Below are 16375 nucleotides of genomic sequence, written 5' to 3' on the forward strand. Positions count from 1 at the left end.
GTGTCAGCTACTTGCATGACACCCATTTGTTCCTATAGTTGCTTTTCTCGTCTACCTTATTTTGCCACTCATCTGAACAGATACCCATTTTGGAGGGATACCAATAATAGTTGTGAGCGGTACAAGTTTAGTCCATATACCTTCCAAGCATAACACGCTCACGAAACTTTAATGCGATAGCTTGGTTTCTACTGAAAGACAGCATTATGCCAAGTGCGATGCTCGAAGATAAAAGAGAAGAACCACCATAGCTAAGTAACGGCAGGGTTATGCCGGTGGTAGGAAAAACACTCAATGTTACCCCTATGTTTATTATGAATTGTGTGATGAATTGCATTGAGATACCGAGAATCACTAACAGATTAAATAATTCATTTTCCCTATATGCAACGTAAAGCAAGCGGGCGGAAATGATACCAAATAACATCAATGTGGCTAAGCACGTAATCAAACCAAATTCTTCTGCTAAAACAGAAAACACAAAATCTGTATGACAATCAGGAAGAGAGGCTTTTACGCTACCTTCACCAGGTCCAACTCCAGTTAATTGACCTCTTTTGAATGCTTCTAATGATTTTGTGACTTGAAAGTTATCGCGTTGCGTAAAAAAGACAAAATTGTAAATCCTTTGCTTTATATGTGGGAGGCATAAGTAAGCTATTGTAGTTCCAGTTGTGGCCATTCCTATTATGCATAAAAAGTATAAAAGTGGTATACATGCAATAAACATTTGACCAATAAAAGAATATGTTAAAAGCATAGACATACTGAAATCAGGTTGCAAAAGTAACAACACAAAAACTAACAGAAATATTATGATTGATATGTGTATTTTAAACTTCATTTCGCTGGCCAAGATACTAGCTATAACAACAGAAAAAAATGGCCTTACGAACTCAGATGGTTGAACTGAAATTTTGACAACATGTAACCATCGTTTCGCACCTTTTACCTCTATACCAAGTATTATCGCAGTTGCTACTAGAATAGTAAATAAAGCGAAACCTGCGAATGAGAGGTTAAGTATAGTTCTTGTGTTGAGAAAAGAAAATGTCACCAAGGTAATTAGTGACAGGACTATATAAATTGTGTGACGCCGTATAAAATAATCTTGTGGTAAAGAAAGACGCTGCGCAATTACAGGGCTTGCTGAATAAACAAGAATGAAGCTTATAGTGAGCAAAAAAAACACTGGAAGGATGAGATAATAATCCAGCGTTCTATACCAGAGTTTAATATTCATTTTGTTCCAATGTGTAATGCCACTATTCCATAGCTCATATTATGAAACTCAACATTCTTAAAGCCTACCTCTTCAATTTCCATTTTAAAATCAGCCTGAGTTGGAAATTCTCTGATGCTCTTCACTAAATATTCATAAGAACTCTTGTCTTTAGCAACTATGCTGCCAATTTTAGGAATTACTTTAAATGAATATAAGTCATAAAGTTTGGTAAATATCTCATTTTGATAGTGCATAGGGGCAAATTCTAAGCAGATAAATTTCCCATGTGGTTTTAATACCCTGTGCGCCTCATTTAAAGCCTTCTTGCGGTCAGAAACATTTCGAATGCCAAAAGCTATTGTGCAATAACCAAATTCGGAGTCTTCAAATGGTAAACTTTCTGCACTTGCACATACCCAATCAAAATTAATTTGGTTTGAATTTATAGCTTTATCACGTCCTCTGTTTAGCATGTTTTGATTTATATCGCATACTGTAACCTTAGCACTTGGCTCTTTTCTTACTATTCTTATTGCTATATCTCCAGTTCCTCCAGCAACATCTAAAACCTTAGAGTTTTTTGTAAAATGCACACTATTTACCATCTTATCTTTCCATAATCTGTGCATTCCGAGGCTCATTATATCATTCATGGTGTCGTAGCGACTTGCCACGGAATCGAATACCTCTTTAACTAATTGTGATTTCTTCTTGATTTTTATAGTAGACATTACGTAAAGTCGCTCAACTCCTTTATAATTAGTAAAAATTAATTTGAATTAACACAAATGTCAACGACAGGCCTTGAGCCTGTTAAAATCTTCTTCAGCGTGGTATGATGACCTAGTCAGTGGGCTTGATGCAACCACTAAGAAACCTTTGGAGTAAGCAATATATTTATAATGCTCAAACTCTTCTGGGGTAACATACCTATCAAGTTTTGCATGTTTTGGAGTTGGTTGTAGATATTGACCAATTGTAATAAAATCAACCTCAGCACTGCGCAAATCGTCCATAACCTGAAGTATTTCCTCTTTTGTTTCTCCAAGACCAACCATAAGCCCTGACTTTGTGAAAACTTTAGGATTAATCTGCTTTACCATCTTCAGCAAATATAGTGAATGAAAATAGCGAGCTCGTGGTCTTATTTTTGCATACAATCTCGGCACTGTTTCAATATTGTGGTTATAGACATCAGGTGATGCAACAGCAATTGCTTCAAATGCTCCTTTCTTATTTAAAAAATCAGGAGTTAAAATCTCTATTGTTGTTTCTGAAGTTATCTTTCTAATTTCTTCTATGCACTGTATAAACTGATTTGCGCCACCATCTGGTAAATCATCACGATCAACAGAAGTAATGACAACATGTTTTAAGTTTAACTTTTTTATTGCTTTTGCTAAATTTTCTGGTTCATGAGGGTCTAACTTATCAGGAATGCCAGTTGCAACGTTGCAAAATGCACAAGCACGAGTGCAAACAGAACCGAGAATCATCACAGTAGCGTGACGTTTATTCCAACATTCACCAATATTTGGACATGCAGCTTCTTCACATACCGTATGTAAGTTATGCAGTTTAACGATGCTTAAGGTTTCATTGAATACTTCACCGGTCGGAGCTTTTGCTCTGAGCCATTGAGGTTTGTTATGCATCTGAAACGGCTAACTCTACCTCTTGCTTTACTAAAACTTTTTTCAACCTTCTTTTTATCTTCTGCGCTTTCTCACTTAGTTTAATCGTTCTTGTGTTGAGCAAAAAAGCATCTAAATCACCTTTGTAATCTATAGTTCTCAAAGTTCTTGTTGCCACACGAAATCTAAACTTTTTATTCAATATATCACTTGTCAACGTAACCTTATGTAAATTTAAAAGAAAGGTACGCTTTGTTTTACGATTCGAATGTGATACCTTATTACCAAAAGATTTTTTTCTATTTGTTAATTCACAAACTCTACTCACTTCAATATACCAAATTATTCTATGTACTTAGATTACCTTATATAGTCAAATAGTCAATACTCTCTTGCTTAATTTTTATACCATATACTGCTTTATAACCAAAAAATATCGTAATTTTTTCTATTATAAGAGAAATCATATGCTGAATTTCCAATGCTTTGCTGCCATTTGTTACTACCAGATGCAACACACCCGAATTTATATTCTGTGCATATGAGATCTTTTTCGGTTTTGTACACTCTGCTATTTCTTTCCCTACTATATTTCGCCAGTTTAAAATAAGACGTATTTCATTTTTACTAATCTTATTTTTCATGCATTTTAATGCATAGTTTTCAATTATAGACTTTAATTTTTTTGGACCGCTACGTTTGAGCATTTTTCTGTTTTTTTAGTAGGTAGATAATATAAAAGTATACATATAACTTGAGATTTTGTCATTACTGCTACATGTTTGTGAGATACCGTGACGGTATGACCATAATCGTCACTCCGCAACGCATATTGCATAGTCGTCATTCCGCGGCGTGTTCGCGGAATCTAGCTTTGGTCACGCTACTTAGATGACAACCTTCTAACTGCTTTACAAAGGCTCTACCCTCTGGCCTCACACCGTAAAAGCAGTATTTTTATGCAAAACTTATCTCAACGTAGCACTTGCCAAGATCGTTCCATTTACCAAATTTTGTGCTGTCATCTTTGCCTCATAATTAACCTTATAGCTGTTTTAATTGTAATTAGTTAAATTATTATTAACTTGCCAGGCTAGATCCAAAAAATAGCATAATCAATATGCAAATTGTAATAGAAATCACGTTTGCGTATGGTTTATTGCTATGCGGTTAATCTTTCCTCAATCCAAGCTGCTTGAATAGCTTCGAGTATTTTTTCGTTACAGCGTTTTTCATCATCATCAAATTCCTCTAAACTCAAGACCTTTTTTTTAAGCTCAGTGAATCTGATACTAATTATATTCTCATTTGGAAATTTTTCCTCCAGAGCTTCCACAATATCTTCTATATCAAGCCATTTCATACTTTTTTGTATTTATCTGCTAAGTTAAATTGGTGCCCATGGGGAGACTTGAACTCCCAAGGTCGCAAAACCCACGGATTTTAAGTCCGCTGCGTCTACCGATTCCGCCACACGGGCTTTTTTTATCTATCTAGAGTAAAACTCTACTACTAAATTGACTTCCATGTCTGCTGAATAAGGAACCTCAGAATATTGAGGCGACCTCAAATATTTCACTGAATGCTCTTTACTATCTGCTTCTAAATAATCCGGAGCCTTGCGCTCTTGTTTTTGTTCAGCTTCTACTACTACAGGGATTTTTGCTGCCCTTTCTCTTATTTTTATTATATCACCTGGCTTCACTCGATAACTCGATATGTTAACCACCTTATCATTAACTGTAACGTGCTTATGAGATATGAGCTGCTTTGCTGAGTAAATTGTTGGAACAAGACCAGAGTGGTATAAAACAGAACTTAATCTCGATTCTAAGATACCGATAAAATTATCAGCCGTATAACCCTTTCTGTTATAAGCATCTAAAAATGTACGTCTAAGCTGCTTACTTGAAATCGCGTAGTAAAACTTAAATTTCTTATGTGCAGCAAACTGCTTACCAAAGTCAGATAACTTCTTGAATCCAAGAATACCATGTTGACCTGGAGGGTATTTCCTTTTGTTTACTGGGTCTTTAGCTCTACCCCATAAATTTACACCAAGTCTACGGCTAATCCTATACTTTCTAGTGATAACAGTTGTCATATAAAAACTCTCACGATTTAACTTTAGATTATTAAGGATTTTAGCACTCAGTGTCAACTTGTTTTTGCTGATATAATCTTTTATACTTCATTTTTAAGTTTTTCTATTAACACATGAATCATTCACATTTAAAATCTATGGCAAACGCCATCCGTTTTTTATCAATTGATGCAGTACAAAAAGCAAACTCTGGACACCCAGGTATGCCACTTGGCATGGCAGATGTTGCAACTGTTTTGTTTGCTAAATATCTGAATCATAATCCTGATGATTCTAAATGGTTCAATAGAGATCGCTTTGTTTTATCAAACGGTCATGGGTCAATGTTACTATACTCAATATTATATTTGACAGGTTATATTAGCATAGATGAGCTAAAAAACTTCAGACAAATGGGATCCAAGACCCCAGGTCATCCAGAGTTCGGCTTGACTTCCGGGGTAGAGGCAACAACAGGCCCGCTCGGTCAGGGGTTTGCCGCTGCTGTTGGCATGGCACTTGCTGAATCAATCCTTAAAAAGCAATTCAGAATCAATCACTACACTTACGTGATGCTAGGGGATGGCTGTCTTATGGAAGGAATAAGCCATGAGGTAGCATCACTTGCTGGGCATCTTAAATTGAATAAGCTCATAGCTCTTTTTGATGATAATGATATCTCTATAGATGGCGCTACTTGCCTTTCCTGCTCTGATGATGTAGAGAAACGCTTCTTAGCGTATGGATGGAATGTTGACAAAATTGATGGCCATGATTTTGATGCCATATCCCTTGCAATAGAGCAAGCAAAAAAGTCTGATAAACCTACAATGATCTGCTGCAAAACTATTATCGGAAAATTTTCAAGCCGTGCTGGCACATCCTCTGCTCACAGTGGTGCTTTTTCGGAGGAAGACATAAAACAGATGAGAGAGAAATTAAACTGGAATTATGAACCATTCCATGTACCAGAAGATGTGAAAAATGCCTGGAAGAAAACTGTTGAGAGAGCAAAACAAAACTACAATTTGGTGTCATTCCAGCGCGTGACCAGGAAAGAAGAAAAAGAATGGATCCCAGTGTCAAGCACTGGGATGACAAAAAGTGGAGCTGGGGTAACAGGATATCATGTAGAACTTCAAAGACGGTTAGATAAACATCTACCAGATAATATCGCTGGTGTTTTAGCTGACCTGAAGAAACAAATATGTGAGCTAATGCCAAACGAAGCTACTCGATCTTCTTTTGGTAGGGTAATGGAACTTTTAACTGAGTCTATGCCGGAATTAATCGGCGGTTCTGCTGATCTTACTGGGTCAAATTGCACTAAATATAAGCACATGCAGGTAATAAATAGCAATAATTATAGTGGCTCTTATGTCCACTATGGAGTGAGAGAGCACGCTATGGCAGCATGTATGAATGGTATGGCACTTCACGGCGCGATTCTTCCTTATGGCGGCACTTTTTTGGTATTTTCCGACTATTGTCGTCCTGCTATACGTCTTTCAGCTCTGATGAAGCAGCAGGTTATGTATGTCATGACTCACGACTCAATTGGAGTGGGAGAAGATGGCCCAACTCATCAGCCAATAGAGCATTTAGCCTCTTTGCGTGCTATACCAAATCTATATGTTTTTAGGCCAGCCGATGCAGTTGAAACTCTGGAGTGTGTTAGCATTGCACTCGAAAAGAAAGAATCTCCAGCACTGTTTGCGCTCTCAAGGCAAAACGTAAGTTACATGCGCAAGTTCTACTCTGATATCGATCAATCTGCTAATTTATCGAAGTTTGGTGCATATATTTTGTGTGAATGTTCAAAAGAATTAAAAGTGACGATATTTGCTACGGGGTCCGAGGTTGAAATTGCAGTTGAAGCAAGGGAGAAATTGCAGGAAAAGGGTATAGGTACAAGGATTGTTTCTATGCCATGCTGGAGGCTTTTTGACGAGCAAAGCGATGAATATAAAGCGGCAATATTAAATAATGACAGCATTAAAGTTGCAATTGAAGCCGGAAGTGAAATGGGTTGGCATAAGTATATAGGTTCAAACGGTATATTTATTGGCATGAAAAGCTTCGGAGAATCAGCACCTTATAAAACACTTTATGAGCATCTTAATATCAGCGCCGATCATGTGGTAAAATGTGTGTGTGAGAAACTGGTTTACATTCAGTAGACTTCTTGCATAACCATATGAAAGCCCACTCTTCTTTGTCATTCCAGTACGTGACGTTATTTCCATCCAAGATGGTGTCATTCCAGTGCTCCTTTTTTTGTCATCCCAGTGCGTGACACTGGGATCTAGCCTTTATTATTTGGTTGAAATTAAGTCTTCTGGATCCCAATGTCAGCTACTTTCATGACATCATCATAAAGTAAAATGAGATCCCAGTGGGCTTTGTTGCATCGCTACTTATGAAAGGCTAACTATAGTTAGGATTATAAGTAACCTATTGAAAATCTTGTTTTTTTGCAATCAATCTGATCAAATTTAAGAATAGTAATTTGTTATTTATATTAATAAATTTAATTCTATTGAAAATAGCTAAAGCATTGAAATTCTTGAATTTTAGCCAGATTAGTGAGTGGTAGTGAAATTTCTTTTACTCAAATTTAGGTATTCACTGACCGTTCTTGTTATAAATACCAGAATAATAAGCTACTGATATTCCCTATCTTTTTTATCTTTAATCCATCATAGCTAGCGATGCAACAAAGCCATCCCAGTGTCACGCACTGAGATAACAGGAGAAGGAGGCTACTTAGAGAGGATGTCATTCCAGCACTTGACACTGGAATGGCTTTGTTGCATCACACTTTATGAGATGGTGATTTATGGTAAATTCATGTAACTATCTCAAATTTAGCCATACCAATATCAGTGAATTTATTAAGCAAATAGCATTTGATTAGCAGTTCTTTTTCTCGATTTATCTCAGATTTATTCCTAAAACTAAATCCGAATATTTGCTTTAATCTTGAGAAAAACCCTTCAATATAAGATCTTTTCCCATAATTTACTTCTTTTTTCCATTCTTTCATGCCATCTTCACCGTATAATTTTATTAACCTAATAGCAGCATTCCTGTCAGACATATAATCTATTTCTGGATGTTCTGCCGCATTGTTTATTGGTGGAATTTTTGTCTTTATATCATATTTGTTACACAACTTATAAAACTTGTGCCTATCACATGCTCTATCTGCATATAGTGCTTTTATGGCATGCTGAAAATCAACTTCTTTTAGCAAATCACAAGCTCCATAGTGATCAGAGTAGACACCGTTACTGTATTTTACAGCTATGGCTTTTTTGTTGTTTATATTCAACATTACGTGCAATTTTCTCGTTTGCTCATAGCCACGATATTTTCTGTCAGTGCTATTTTCCTTGCTGTGACCAGGAGTGTTGTTGTATATACTAATTCCTGTACTGTCTATAGCAATTTCGATATCTTCCATATTATTTTTATCAATTCTGCAATCATTTATCTTAATATTAAGTTTCTTAAACCTTCTTGATGCTTGTGAATAGCTGATAACTGCCAAATCTCTTCCTATTTGTTGCAAATACCCTTTTATAAACCCGACTGTTTGTCTTAAACCAATTCTAAAGAAACTGACGATTATATGCACCAAAATCACAACTTTATCACTATAAATATAGTTGCCGCCCTGCATTTTTGGACAATTCTCGTACCAATTTTCTATGGCGTCATTGATATAACAAAAAATGCTTCCTCTTTCTTGGAGAAATTTGTTATATTCATGGCAGTTACTGACTCTCATTTTTTGTGGCATATTTTTTCTTCAACAGTTAAATGGCTATTTATAATGAATTTTGTCAGTATAGCTCTTTCGATAAAAGTCCGGATGTGATAGGATAAGGATAGATGATGATAAGGAGGTTGAATGCCAGCAGCATATAGTTATGATTTAAGAAAAAAAGCAATGGAAGCGCTAGACGAAGGAGAAAGCAGAGAAACAGTGGCAGCAAGATTTAAGATTGGACGAACTACTTTATGGGAGTGGCAGCAAAGAAGAAAAGAAACAGGAGACTTTCAATCAAAAAAACTTGGAAATGGGGGTTACAATCACAAAATTACCGACTGGGATACCTTTGCCAAATTTGCCAGAGAACACGGAGGAAAGACTCTATCGGAAATGGCTAAACTTTGGAACAACGTTAGTATCCAAACGATCTATCGAGCCCTTAAAAAAATTGGATTTACGCGCAAAAAAAGACATATGGATACAAGGAAAGAAACGAAGAAAAACGTGCTGAATTTTTGAAAATTATAGCGACAAAAGAACCTAAAAACTTAGTGTATATAGATGAGTCTGGCATTGATAACACCGAAGACTACCCCTACGGATATTGCCAGAAAGGACGGCGGTTTTATGCCTTAAAATCTGGAAAGAAAACTCAACGAATCAGTATGGTTGCAGCCTTAAGTGGAAGAAAGATAGTTGTTCCGTTAACCTTTGAAGGCCACTGTAATATGGATGTTTTTAATGGATGGTTTGAGCAATTTTTGACACCGATCTTGGAACCTGGACAGACTGTCATTCTTGACAATGCTACTTTTCATAAGTCTGATAAGATTATCGAGCTTGCTAAAGGGGTTGGTGCAGAAATTTTGTATCTGCCGCCTTATTCTCCAGATTTCAACAAAATTGAGCATCATTGGTTTGCTATAAAAAACAGAGCCAGGAAAAACATTCCTCTATTCGAATCCTTTCTTCGTGCTGTTGATTCTGCCTTCCTATGACCTGTTTGGACTATTATGAGAAATGCTATAACTCCAACTTTATCTATTTTAGCTGAATCTTCTATTAATGTGAGAGATAATTGATCTTTGAATTCATTTGCTACGCTGATATTTGTACCACATTCGTATGTTTTTGATTGATATAATGGACTAATAAGTAATTTTACTTTACTGCTCCCATTACCATTATCTTGATAGCTGAGTCCGTAAGCAACTCCATTCCCCTCAATTAATTCTACGTTTGTTGGATTAAAACCTATCGCTTCTTTAATTTCCGGTGTATTTGAGTTGATCCCGAGCAATCTTCTTAATATAGAGATAATTTTATTTAAAATATTAATAAAATGCTATTATGATTACTCCTGTGTGTTAATGTCAATGAAAATTTTAACTAAAATTAAAAAATTAATATAATATTTTATACTAAAAGGTAAATATAAGCTTGAAGAGGGCTAAGAAACTTTATGCTATTTCTCAAAAAACCAACAATTGCAATCATTGGTTCTACAGGTATAATCTGTTAAAGTTTACACGAGTCTCATGAATGATAGAAAAAGAAGAGCAGTTTAGTTTTACATCAGAAAACCTCAAGAAAGCGGGAAAGTTTATAGAGAAGTATCCCAAAGGTAGAGAAGGTAGTGCTGTTATGCCTTTACTATATCTGGTTCAAGAGCAATGCGGATGGGTTTCTGAATCTGCTATGCGTTATGTTGCTGATATGCTGCATATTCCACATATTCGTGTATATGAAGTGGCAAATTTTTACACCATGTATAATTTAAAACCAGTAGGCAAATATCTAATACAAATTTGTAGAACAACTCCTTGCTGGTTGTGCAATAGTGAAGAAGTTTTAAATACCTTTAAAAAAAAACTTGGAATCAATATCGGTGAGACTACTAAAGATAATTTGTTCACTTTAAAAGAAGTTGAATGCCTAGGTGCATGCGTTAATGCTCCCGTTGTGCAGATCAATAATGACTTCTATGAAAATCTTACTCCTGAGAAAGTAGAAAACATCATAACAGAACTTTCAGGCAAATAGATGAAAGAAGAATTTTCATTCAAGAGAATCAAGCAATCAGGTTCTGCAAGAGTTGGAACAATTAAAACTCCAAATGGAAGCGTAGAAACCCCCGCTTTTATATTCTGCGCAACAAAAGCTGCAATTAAAGCTGCAGATATTGAAAGAATAAGTGAAGCTGGTACCCAAATCATACTTTCCAACACCTATCACCTAATGCTTCAACCAGGAGAGAATACTGTTGCAAAACTTGGTGGTTTGCGCAAGATGATAGGATGGAATGGGCCAATGCTAACTGACTCAGGTGGATATCAGATATTTAGCTTAGGCCACGGATCAGTTTCGGAAGAGATAAAAGGAATAAGAAAAAAACAAAAAACTTTGATCAAAATTAATGAGGATGGGGCAATTTTCCGTTCTTACATTAATGGTAAAATTTATTGCTTAACTCCTGAAAAATCTGTACAAATTCAACAGAAATTAGGTGCAGATTTAATCCTAGTTTTAGATGAATGCACTCCATTTCACGTAAGCAAAGAATACACAGCAAAATCAATGCTCATGAGCCACAGATGGGCTGAACGTTCTTTAAATGAATTTGAAAAAAACAATAATGGCAAGCAGGCACTGTATGGAATTAGTCAAGGCGGAGTGTATCAAGATTTACGTAGAGAAAGTTGTGATTTTATCAACGATTTGCCATTTTTTGGTCAAGCAATAGGTGGATCACTTGGTCAAAGTAAAGAGCAGATGCATGATGTAGTTTCTTTCACTATGGACCACCTGAAAAAAGACAGGCCTACTCATTTGCTTGGTATTGGTGGAATTGTGGACATCTTTCGCGGAGTAGAGCTTGGAATTGACACGTTTGATTGCGTGCATCCAACCCGCTTAGCAAGGCATGGTGGCGCACTTGTTAAAGTAAAAAACAGAAATTCTATTTCTTCAAAGTGCAAAGAGCATATTAATTTGCGGAATCAACGATTTGAGCTGGACAACAACCCAATTGAAAGTGACTGTTTATGTTTTACCTGCAGAAAACATTCAAGAGCTTATATACACCATTTACTGAAAGCTAAAGAGCTCCTGGCTTACACGCTCGTTACCATTCATAATATTTTCTTTATGAATAAGTTAATGGCATCAATAAGGCAGGCTATATTAGATGATAGGCTAGATCGGGAGAAAAATAATTGGATTAGTGAGACACCACTACACTGTGAATTATACACCTAGTTCATATTTTTCTACGCTTATTTTATAAGCAACACGGACAACATTGCAAATTTGGAGTTCAAAAGGGTAATACCTCGAGAACTACTGCGTCAGAAAGCTGGCGCTGAATTTGTATATAATGTTGACCTTGGAGGTTTTTATGAGTAATAGTGAGAATAAAAGAAAAGAAAAATTAGAAGCTAGAATTTTATCAAGCAAAGACAGAACTCTGCTTGATCATGAGTTGCTGGAACTTTTGCTATATTCTGTATGCGAAAAAGGAGAAAGCAGAAATGTTGCAGAGAAACTAATGGCTCTATTCAATAGTGTGGGAAAAGTAATTAGTGCTGATCTTTACGAGCTAAAAATCGTTGCAGGAATGAATGACTCAGCAGTCGTAAGTATTCAATGCGTGAAAGAAATTATACAAAGAATGTTGAAAGGTAAGTTAGAAAAATTATCGATTATGGATAATAAAACAAAGCTAATAGAGTACTTGAAGGCAACAATAGGACAGTTCAGAAAAGAAAGCTTACGAGTAATATACTTGGATCCAGGTAACCGTTTGGTGCATGAGTATATTCAAGATACCGGAACTGTGAACAAAGCACCTTTTTACATAAGGGAAATAGTCAAAATGGGATTGCTGGTAGAATCGACGTATGCTATAGTAGCACATAATCATCCAAGCGGAGATCCAGAACCAACGGAGGAAGATGAAAAAAATACACGGAAATTAGAATTGGCGTGTGATAATGTAGGAATCAAGTTAATAGATCACATAATAATAACAGGAAAAAGTCACTTTAGTTTTTTTGATAATGGCTTAATGTAATATGTGAAACAAGTGAATGAAATGGCTAGAGAAGTTCAGATTTGGAGTTCCTAGCCGTATGGAAGTTGTAAAAAATTTTTTGCTCTTGCTTACATTTTCTTTATATCTAAATTCTTATTAATTAAGATAAACGGAGGTTTATATGAGTAAAAAAACTATGTTAGCAAACTGCTATGATCTACTAAAGGTGAAACAAAGTGCTACTCTTGGAGAAATAAAAGAAGCATATAAAAAGCTATCCAAAGAATACGATGCTTATGTATCATTAGAAGGTGATGAATTGATAGAACGTACTTCAGAGTGGATAAGAATCCAAGAAGCATACAATGTTTTATCTGACTTAGTCAAAGAAAGAGAAATTATTAGTCATCCAACTTTTGTGGTTCAGTCAATGACAATTGATTCAATAAAGAAAAATAAAGAATGCGGGAAATTAGCATTAGAGATTCTTAATGTCATGGCCTACTTTAATTCATATGATCTACCTGAAGCAATATTGTTAGGATTAATATATCGTGATAGTTCTTTAGCTGTTTTATTAGCATCTTCTGTTGATTTGTTAGTAGAGTATGGAATGATTTATCAAACGGAATATATGTTAAGTATTGATAAGCAAACGCAAAGCAATGTAAGACTCATGTTAAAAAGACAAGGTGAGCATAAAGCAGTTCTGTGTAGAGCACTAAAATTATTAGAAGAAGTTATAAAAGATGGAATTCTGGATATGAAATTGTTCAGTCTGCATGCAGAGCATGTTTTCGACTATGCAAATGAATATCCAGAATTAGAAGAGAAGTGTGAAAGAATTTTGAATTTTTTATCGGATAACAATAACAGGATGTAAACATGACATGAAAAAAGACATTAAATCAATGGGTATCAAGGAGTATCTTGATAAAGACTTATGAAGAGAAGATTGCCAAAAGGGGCAGTACACCTTTACATATTGCTGTTCAAATGGGTGATTTGGTCATAGTAAAATATCTTATAGAAGGATCTAATGTCAATGCAGAAGATAATAATGGTTATACTCCTTTATTTTATGCTGGTGATCTTGAAACAACAAAATATTTACTAGAAAAAGGAGCTGATTTAGTAGAAAATGGTGCAAATATGAATGATAAAGATAATGAAGGATATACGCCTTTACACTATGCTATTCAAATTCCACGAAATATCAATCAATAAAAGGATATTTATATGTCTTTATATACAAGGAATCAAGTTAATAGACACATAGTAATAACAGGAAAAAGCCATTTTAGTTTTTTTGATAATGGCTTAATGTGATACTAGAATTGAAATGGGTGATTTGGAGTTTACCCTTTTTCACAACCTTGTAAAAAATTTAGGGATTCAGCTCTCTGTGAGAAAGAAAATTGTTTCAGTTTTTATGATAATGGGTTACTGTAAATGATAAAATGAGGATAGAGAAATGAAATTTCTGTCATATAGTTTTGAGCAGTTGAAACAATTCTTTAAAATACTAAGTAGTGAAGAAAAAGTAGCTCACTATCGAAGAATACTAAAAGAAGCAAAAATTTTACTTGAAAAAGAAAGTAGTGATATAGATCAGCTTAAAAAGCTAAGTAAAGCAGCCGTTGCTATAGAAGAAACCACTGAGAAAGAACTGCTGAAGGAGTTTAATGGTGATCACCCTTTAAGAGAAGTAAATATTGTGGTCTATCCTAAAGAAGATGGTAGTGAAGTAAACTATTTATTCAGCTTGAGTTATTCATCAGAATTGTACAACGTGAGAGAAGATAGAGAAAAAGCACTTTATAATGCAATAAAATCAAATGATGTTGAAATAATTAAACATTTACTAATAATCCTATTACCTGAAGATCCTAAGAAAATAGATCAAAAACACCTAACGGAACTGGAAGAGTCATTATCCAAGTCATATGAAGCACTAAAGCTAAATCTTTCAAGGGACATGAAAAATTACCTTGAAAAGAAGATAAGATTTGTCAGCTTTTTATGCGATTTCAAATGTCAAGAAAATCTGATAGAGTCATTCACAGCCCAAGCAAATGTTGATTATCAAATAGATAAATTTTTACTTTCTCTGATTGCAAAAAATATAAAAGAAGAAAAGATGTTAAATGAAATAAACGGAATGATAGAATTTTTAGAAAAGCATGAAAGATTTGATGAGTTAGAATATAAAATAAGAAGACTAAAGTCAGAGCTTGAAAACGGCAAAAGCAAATGTCAAGAAGAAGTTATTAAAGTAATCATCAAAGAACGAGAAAGGGAAAAGAAGAAGATTGAGGAAGAATATGTCAAAGTAAAGAATTTATCTGAAGAAAGGGAAAAATTATTGAGACAGCTAAAGAGGTTAAGTGTTGGTTTTAATGAAGTATGGTAGAAAAATGCACGAATATTAAGGAAGTGCATAACTTCAAAATTAAAAATGTAAATATGTAACCCAAGTAAGTTTACTATATTTTAAATAGTATCATATACTTATACTAATTTTGGGATAGTAAATGGGTATAGGACAAGAAAAAAGCATAGTAGAGGTAGGTTTCAGTATAACAGAGATAGACGAAGATACTCTCAAGTATCTTCTGTAAAACGGGAACCAGAGAGAGTAGAAAATGGTGTAGAGGCAATATTGGCTAACAAAGTAGAGCAATCCAAAACAACAGAGCAAAACAGAAATTACAAATTGCCAATAAAGTTACTAGAAGATGAAAAAGCAACTGCATCTCAGGAAGAACTTTTCAGTCAAAGCGATATACAAAAAGCTATAGCAGTAGAGCAAGCTAAGAAAAGAGAAGTGCAATCTACACAATCAGATAATTGATAATTGAAAAGTTTTCAAATAAAAAAGCTGCTGTGCAGAAAACAGAGACTAAAGGTAACCTTGTTTCAAATGAGAAAGTGTGGGTTACAATAGGATTGGCTTTGTTGGCAAGTGCTACTATATACCTGCAATACGGAGGCATAACTGCTCTATTGTTTGCATGTGCTTTGGTATGTCTAGGAATAGTTATGTCTAAAAAGTTTTGGCCTGAAGTTGAAGAAATGAGTACACCAGCCACGTTATTTCACGAACTCATCTATACCAAATTTAACATAGCCTTAAAACCCGCGCCATTGACCTACTTTTCCCCAATATACTTTAGCCACATAGGGTGATTTTCCTTCCGTAATCTTTTAATAGTGCTTTCATAATGCATACTTTATGTAAAATGCTCTCAGCGTATTGCATCTTTTTTGCCCTTTTTTGAGAAAATTAAAAGTAAATAAGTAAATAAAAGAATTTAAGATAGCGCTAAAAAAAATGTTTCTTTTAAAAAATATTTAGTTCAAAAAAACGTTGCTTTGTAAATAAATTTGAAAATACTAAATTGAGCATATCTTATAATTAAATACAGTGGTCTTACGTGATGATGAATTGCTCCGTGCTATAAAAAAAGTTAGAAAGTTTATTAGTAAAGGTAATATTGCAAATAATGACATGACTCTTCTACCCTTAGCCGATGAATATGGTCATCTAGATATAGTAAGGTATATTATGGATAAAGGTGTATCTATATTGTGAAAAGCTCAGACTTGGACTGATGGATGG

20 protein-coding genes and 1 tRNA gene are annotated in these 16375 nt (G+C 34.9%); 11 read left to right on the forward strand and 10 right to left on the reverse strand.

Annotation, left to right across the window (positions count from 1 at the left end; genetic code table 11):
* Positions 1-127: 127 nt before the first annotated feature.
* The 8 genes from OOL03_RS04235 to rpsD form a co-directional block, all read right to left on the reverse strand.
* On the reverse strand, positions 128-1243 hold the full coding sequence (locus OOL03_RS04235; RefSeq protein WP_264707070.1) for an FtsW/RodA/SpoVE family cell cycle protein: 1116 nt from the start codon (positions 1241-1243) through the stop codon (positions 128-130).
* The gene (gene ubiE, locus OOL03_RS04240; protein WP_264707071.1) at positions 1240-1956 is read right to left on the reverse strand and encodes a bifunctional demethylmenaquinone methyltransferase/2-methoxy-6-polyprenyl-1,4-benzoquinol methylase UbiE; all 717 of its coding nucleotides are present in this window, start codon (positions 1954-1956) and stop codon (positions 1240-1242) included. Before ubiE ends, OOL03_RS04235 begins: the two co-directional genes overlap by 4 nt.
* Positions 1957-2016: 60 nt before the next feature.
* Positions 2017-2880, reverse strand: coding sequence for a lipoyl synthase (gene lipA / locus OOL03_RS04245; protein ID WP_264707072.1), 864 nt, complete (start codon positions 2878-2880; stop codon positions 2017-2019).
* The gene (gene rpmB, locus OOL03_RS04250; RefSeq protein WP_006279619.1) at positions 2873-3187 is read right to left on the reverse strand and encodes a 50S ribosomal protein L28; all 315 of its coding nucleotides are present in this window, start codon (positions 3185-3187) and stop codon (positions 2873-2875) included. Before rpmB ends, lipA begins: the two co-directional genes overlap by 8 nt.
* Before the next feature lie 37 nt (positions 3188-3224).
* Positions 3225-3566 carry a DUF721 domain-containing protein gene (locus OOL03_RS04255; RefSeq protein ID WP_010082513.1) on the reverse strand — a complete coding sequence of 114 codons (342 nt, stop codon included), beginning with the start codon at positions 3564-3566 and terminating at the stop codon, positions 3225-3227.
* Positions 3567-4021: 455 nt separating this feature from the next.
* Complete coding sequence (gene iscX, locus OOL03_RS04260) at positions 4022-4222, reverse strand: Fe-S cluster assembly protein IscX (RefSeq protein ID WP_007552114.1); 201 nt, start codon at positions 4220-4222, stop codon at positions 4022-4024.
* A 30-nt stretch (positions 4223-4252) separates the two neighbouring features.
* A tRNA-Leu gene (locus tag OOL03_RS04265) sits at positions 4253-4339 on the reverse strand.
* Between the two features lie 9 nt (positions 4340-4348).
* Positions 4349-4963 (reverse strand): 30S ribosomal protein S4, encoded by a 615-nt coding sequence (gene rpsD, locus OOL03_RS04270; RefSeq protein ID WP_010962555.1) that lies wholly within the window; start codon positions 4961-4963, stop codon positions 4349-4351.
* Between the two features lie 113 nt (positions 4964-5076).
* On the opposite strand from rpsD, the gene tkt reads away from it, so the two are divergent.
* On the forward strand, positions 5077-7122 hold the full coding sequence (tkt, locus tag OOL03_RS04275; protein WP_264707073.1) for a transketolase: 2046 nt from the start codon (positions 5077-5079) through the stop codon (positions 7120-7122).
* Positions 7123-7790: 668 nt separating this feature from the next.
* On the opposite strand, the gene OOL03_RS04280 is transcribed toward tkt, so the two are convergent.
* A complete protein-coding gene (locus tag OOL03_RS04280) occupies positions 7791-8747 on the reverse strand; it encodes an IS5 family transposase (RefSeq protein WP_253303014.1) in 957 nt (318 codons plus the stop codon).
* Positions 8748-8858: 111 nt separating this feature from the next.
* On the opposite strand from OOL03_RS04280, the gene OOL03_RS04285 reads away from it, so the two are divergent.
* Positions 8859-9718 (forward strand): IS630 family transposase gene (locus OOL03_RS04285; protein ID WP_264707019.1). Its coding sequence is split into 2 segments (ribosomal slippage): positions 8859-9183 and positions 9183-9718, totalling 861 coding nucleotides; the frame shifts between segments, so codons are not numbered across the junction.
* Here OOL03_RS04285 and OOL03_RS04290 read toward each other — a convergent pair.
* Entirely contained in the window at positions 9631-10020 is a 390-nt protein-coding gene (locus OOL03_RS04290) for a hypothetical protein (protein WP_264707074.1), read from the reverse strand. The two genes, OOL03_RS04285 and OOL03_RS04290, sit on opposite strands and share 88 nt — an antisense overlap.
* A gap of 242 nt (positions 10021-10262) precedes the next feature.
* Here OOL03_RS04290 and nuoE point away from each other — a divergent pair, with 242 nt between their 5' ends.
* The 9 genes from nuoE (at position 10263) to OOL03_RS04335 (ending at position 16348) form a co-directional block, all read left to right on the forward strand.
* Positions 10263-10763, forward strand: a complete 501-nt coding sequence (gene nuoE / locus OOL03_RS04295; protein WP_182320564.1) for an NADH-quinone oxidoreductase subunit NuoE — start codon at positions 10263-10265, stop codon at positions 10761-10763.
* Positions 10764-11978 (forward strand): tRNA guanosine(34) transglycosylase Tgt, encoded by a 1215-nt coding sequence (gene tgt / locus OOL03_RS04300; RefSeq protein ID WP_010082445.1) that lies wholly within the window; start codon positions 10764-10766, stop codon positions 11976-11978. It begins immediately after the preceding gene.
* A 139-nt stretch (positions 11979-12117) separates the two neighbouring features.
* Complete coding sequence (locus OOL03_RS04305; protein ID WP_264707076.1) at positions 12118-12792, forward strand: JAB domain-containing protein; 675 nt, start codon at positions 12118-12120, stop codon at positions 12790-12792.
* Positions 12793-12934: 142 nt separating this feature from the next.
* Positions 12935-13636 carry a J domain-containing protein gene (locus tag OOL03_RS04310; RefSeq protein ID WP_264707077.1) on the forward strand — a complete coding sequence of 234 codons (702 nt, stop codon included), beginning with the start codon at positions 12935-12937 and terminating at the stop codon, positions 13634-13636.
* 47 nt (positions 13637-13683) lie between these two features.
* Positions 13684-13980, forward strand: coding sequence for an ankyrin repeat domain-containing protein (locus tag OOL03_RS04315; protein ID WP_264707078.1), 297 nt, complete (start codon positions 13684-13686; stop codon positions 13978-13980).
* Between the two features lie 247 nt (positions 13981-14227).
* Entirely contained in the window at positions 14228-15166 is a 939-nt protein-coding gene (locus OOL03_RS04320) for a hypothetical protein (protein ID WP_264707079.1), read from the forward strand.
* 249 nt (positions 15167-15415) lie between these two features.
* Entirely contained in the window at positions 15416-15607 is a 192-nt protein-coding gene (locus tag OOL03_RS04325; RefSeq protein ID WP_264707081.1) for a hypothetical protein, read from the forward strand.
* On the forward strand, positions 15604-15942 hold the full coding sequence (locus OOL03_RS04330; protein WP_264707082.1) for a hypothetical protein: 339 nt from the start codon (positions 15604-15606) through the stop codon (positions 15940-15942). Before OOL03_RS04325 ends, OOL03_RS04330 begins: the two co-directional genes overlap by 4 nt.
* A 238-nt stretch (positions 15943-16180) precedes the next feature.
* Entirely contained in the window at positions 16181-16348 is a 168-nt protein-coding gene (locus OOL03_RS04335) for a hypothetical protein (protein WP_264707083.1), read from the forward strand.
* The last annotated feature ends 27 nt before the right edge of the window (positions 16349-16375 follow it).

Origin of the sequence: Wolbachia endosymbiont (group A) of Acrocera orbiculus (assembly GCF_947250015.1) — a bacterium.
GTDB lineage: Bacteria > Pseudomonadota > Alphaproteobacteria > Rickettsiales > Anaplasmataceae > Wolbachia > Wolbachia pipientis.

Bases quoted from the DNA above. Each gene is read 5' to 3' on its own strand.
- iscX (WP_007552114.1), bottom strand. From the start codon at position 4,222: ATGAAATGGCTTGATATAGAAGATATTGTGGAAGCTCTGGAGGAAAAA.
- tkt (WP_264707073.1), top strand. From the start codon at position 5,077: ATGAATCATTCACATTTAAAATCTATGGCAAACGCCATCCGTTTTTTA.
- lipA (WP_264707072.1), bottom strand. From the start codon at position 2,880: ATGCATAACAAACCTCAATGGCTCAGAGCAAAAGCTCCGACCGGTGAA.
- OOL03_RS04320 (WP_264707079.1), top strand. From the start codon at position 14,228: ATGAAATTTCTGTCATATAGTTTTGAGCAGTTGAAACAATTCTTTAAA.
- OOL03_RS04235 (WP_264707070.1), bottom strand. From the start codon at position 1,243: ATGAATATTAAACTCTGGTATAGAACGCTGGATTATTATCTCATCCTT.
- OOL03_RS04305 (WP_264707076.1), top strand. From the start codon at position 12,118: ATGAGTAATAGTGAGAATAAAAGAAAAGAAAAATTAGAAGCTAGAATT.
- OOL03_RS04310 (WP_264707077.1), top strand. From the start codon at position 12,935: ATGAGTAAAAAAACTATGTTAGCAAACTGCTATGATCTACTAAAGGTG.
- tgt (WP_010082445.1), top strand. From the start codon at position 10,764: ATGAAAGAAGAATTTTCATTCAAGAGAATCAAGCAATCAGGTTCTGCA.
- ubiE (WP_264707071.1), bottom strand. From the start codon at position 1,956: ATGTCTACTATAAAAATCAAGAAGAAATCACAATTAGTTAAAGAGGTA.
- nuoE (WP_182320564.1), top strand. From the start codon at position 10,263: ATGATAGAAAAAGAAGAGCAGTTTAGTTTTACATCAGAAAACCTCAAG.
- rpsD (WP_010962555.1), bottom strand. From the start codon at position 4,963: ATGACAACTGTTATCACTAGAAAGTATAGGATTAGCCGTAGACTTGGT.
- OOL03_RS04280 (WP_253303014.1), bottom strand. From the start codon at position 8,747: ATGCCACAAAAAATGAGAGTCAGTAACTGCCATGAATATAACAAATTT.
- OOL03_RS04255 (WP_010082513.1), bottom strand. From the start codon at position 3,566: ATGCTCAAACGTAGCGGTCCAAAAAAATTAAAGTCTATAATTGAAAAC.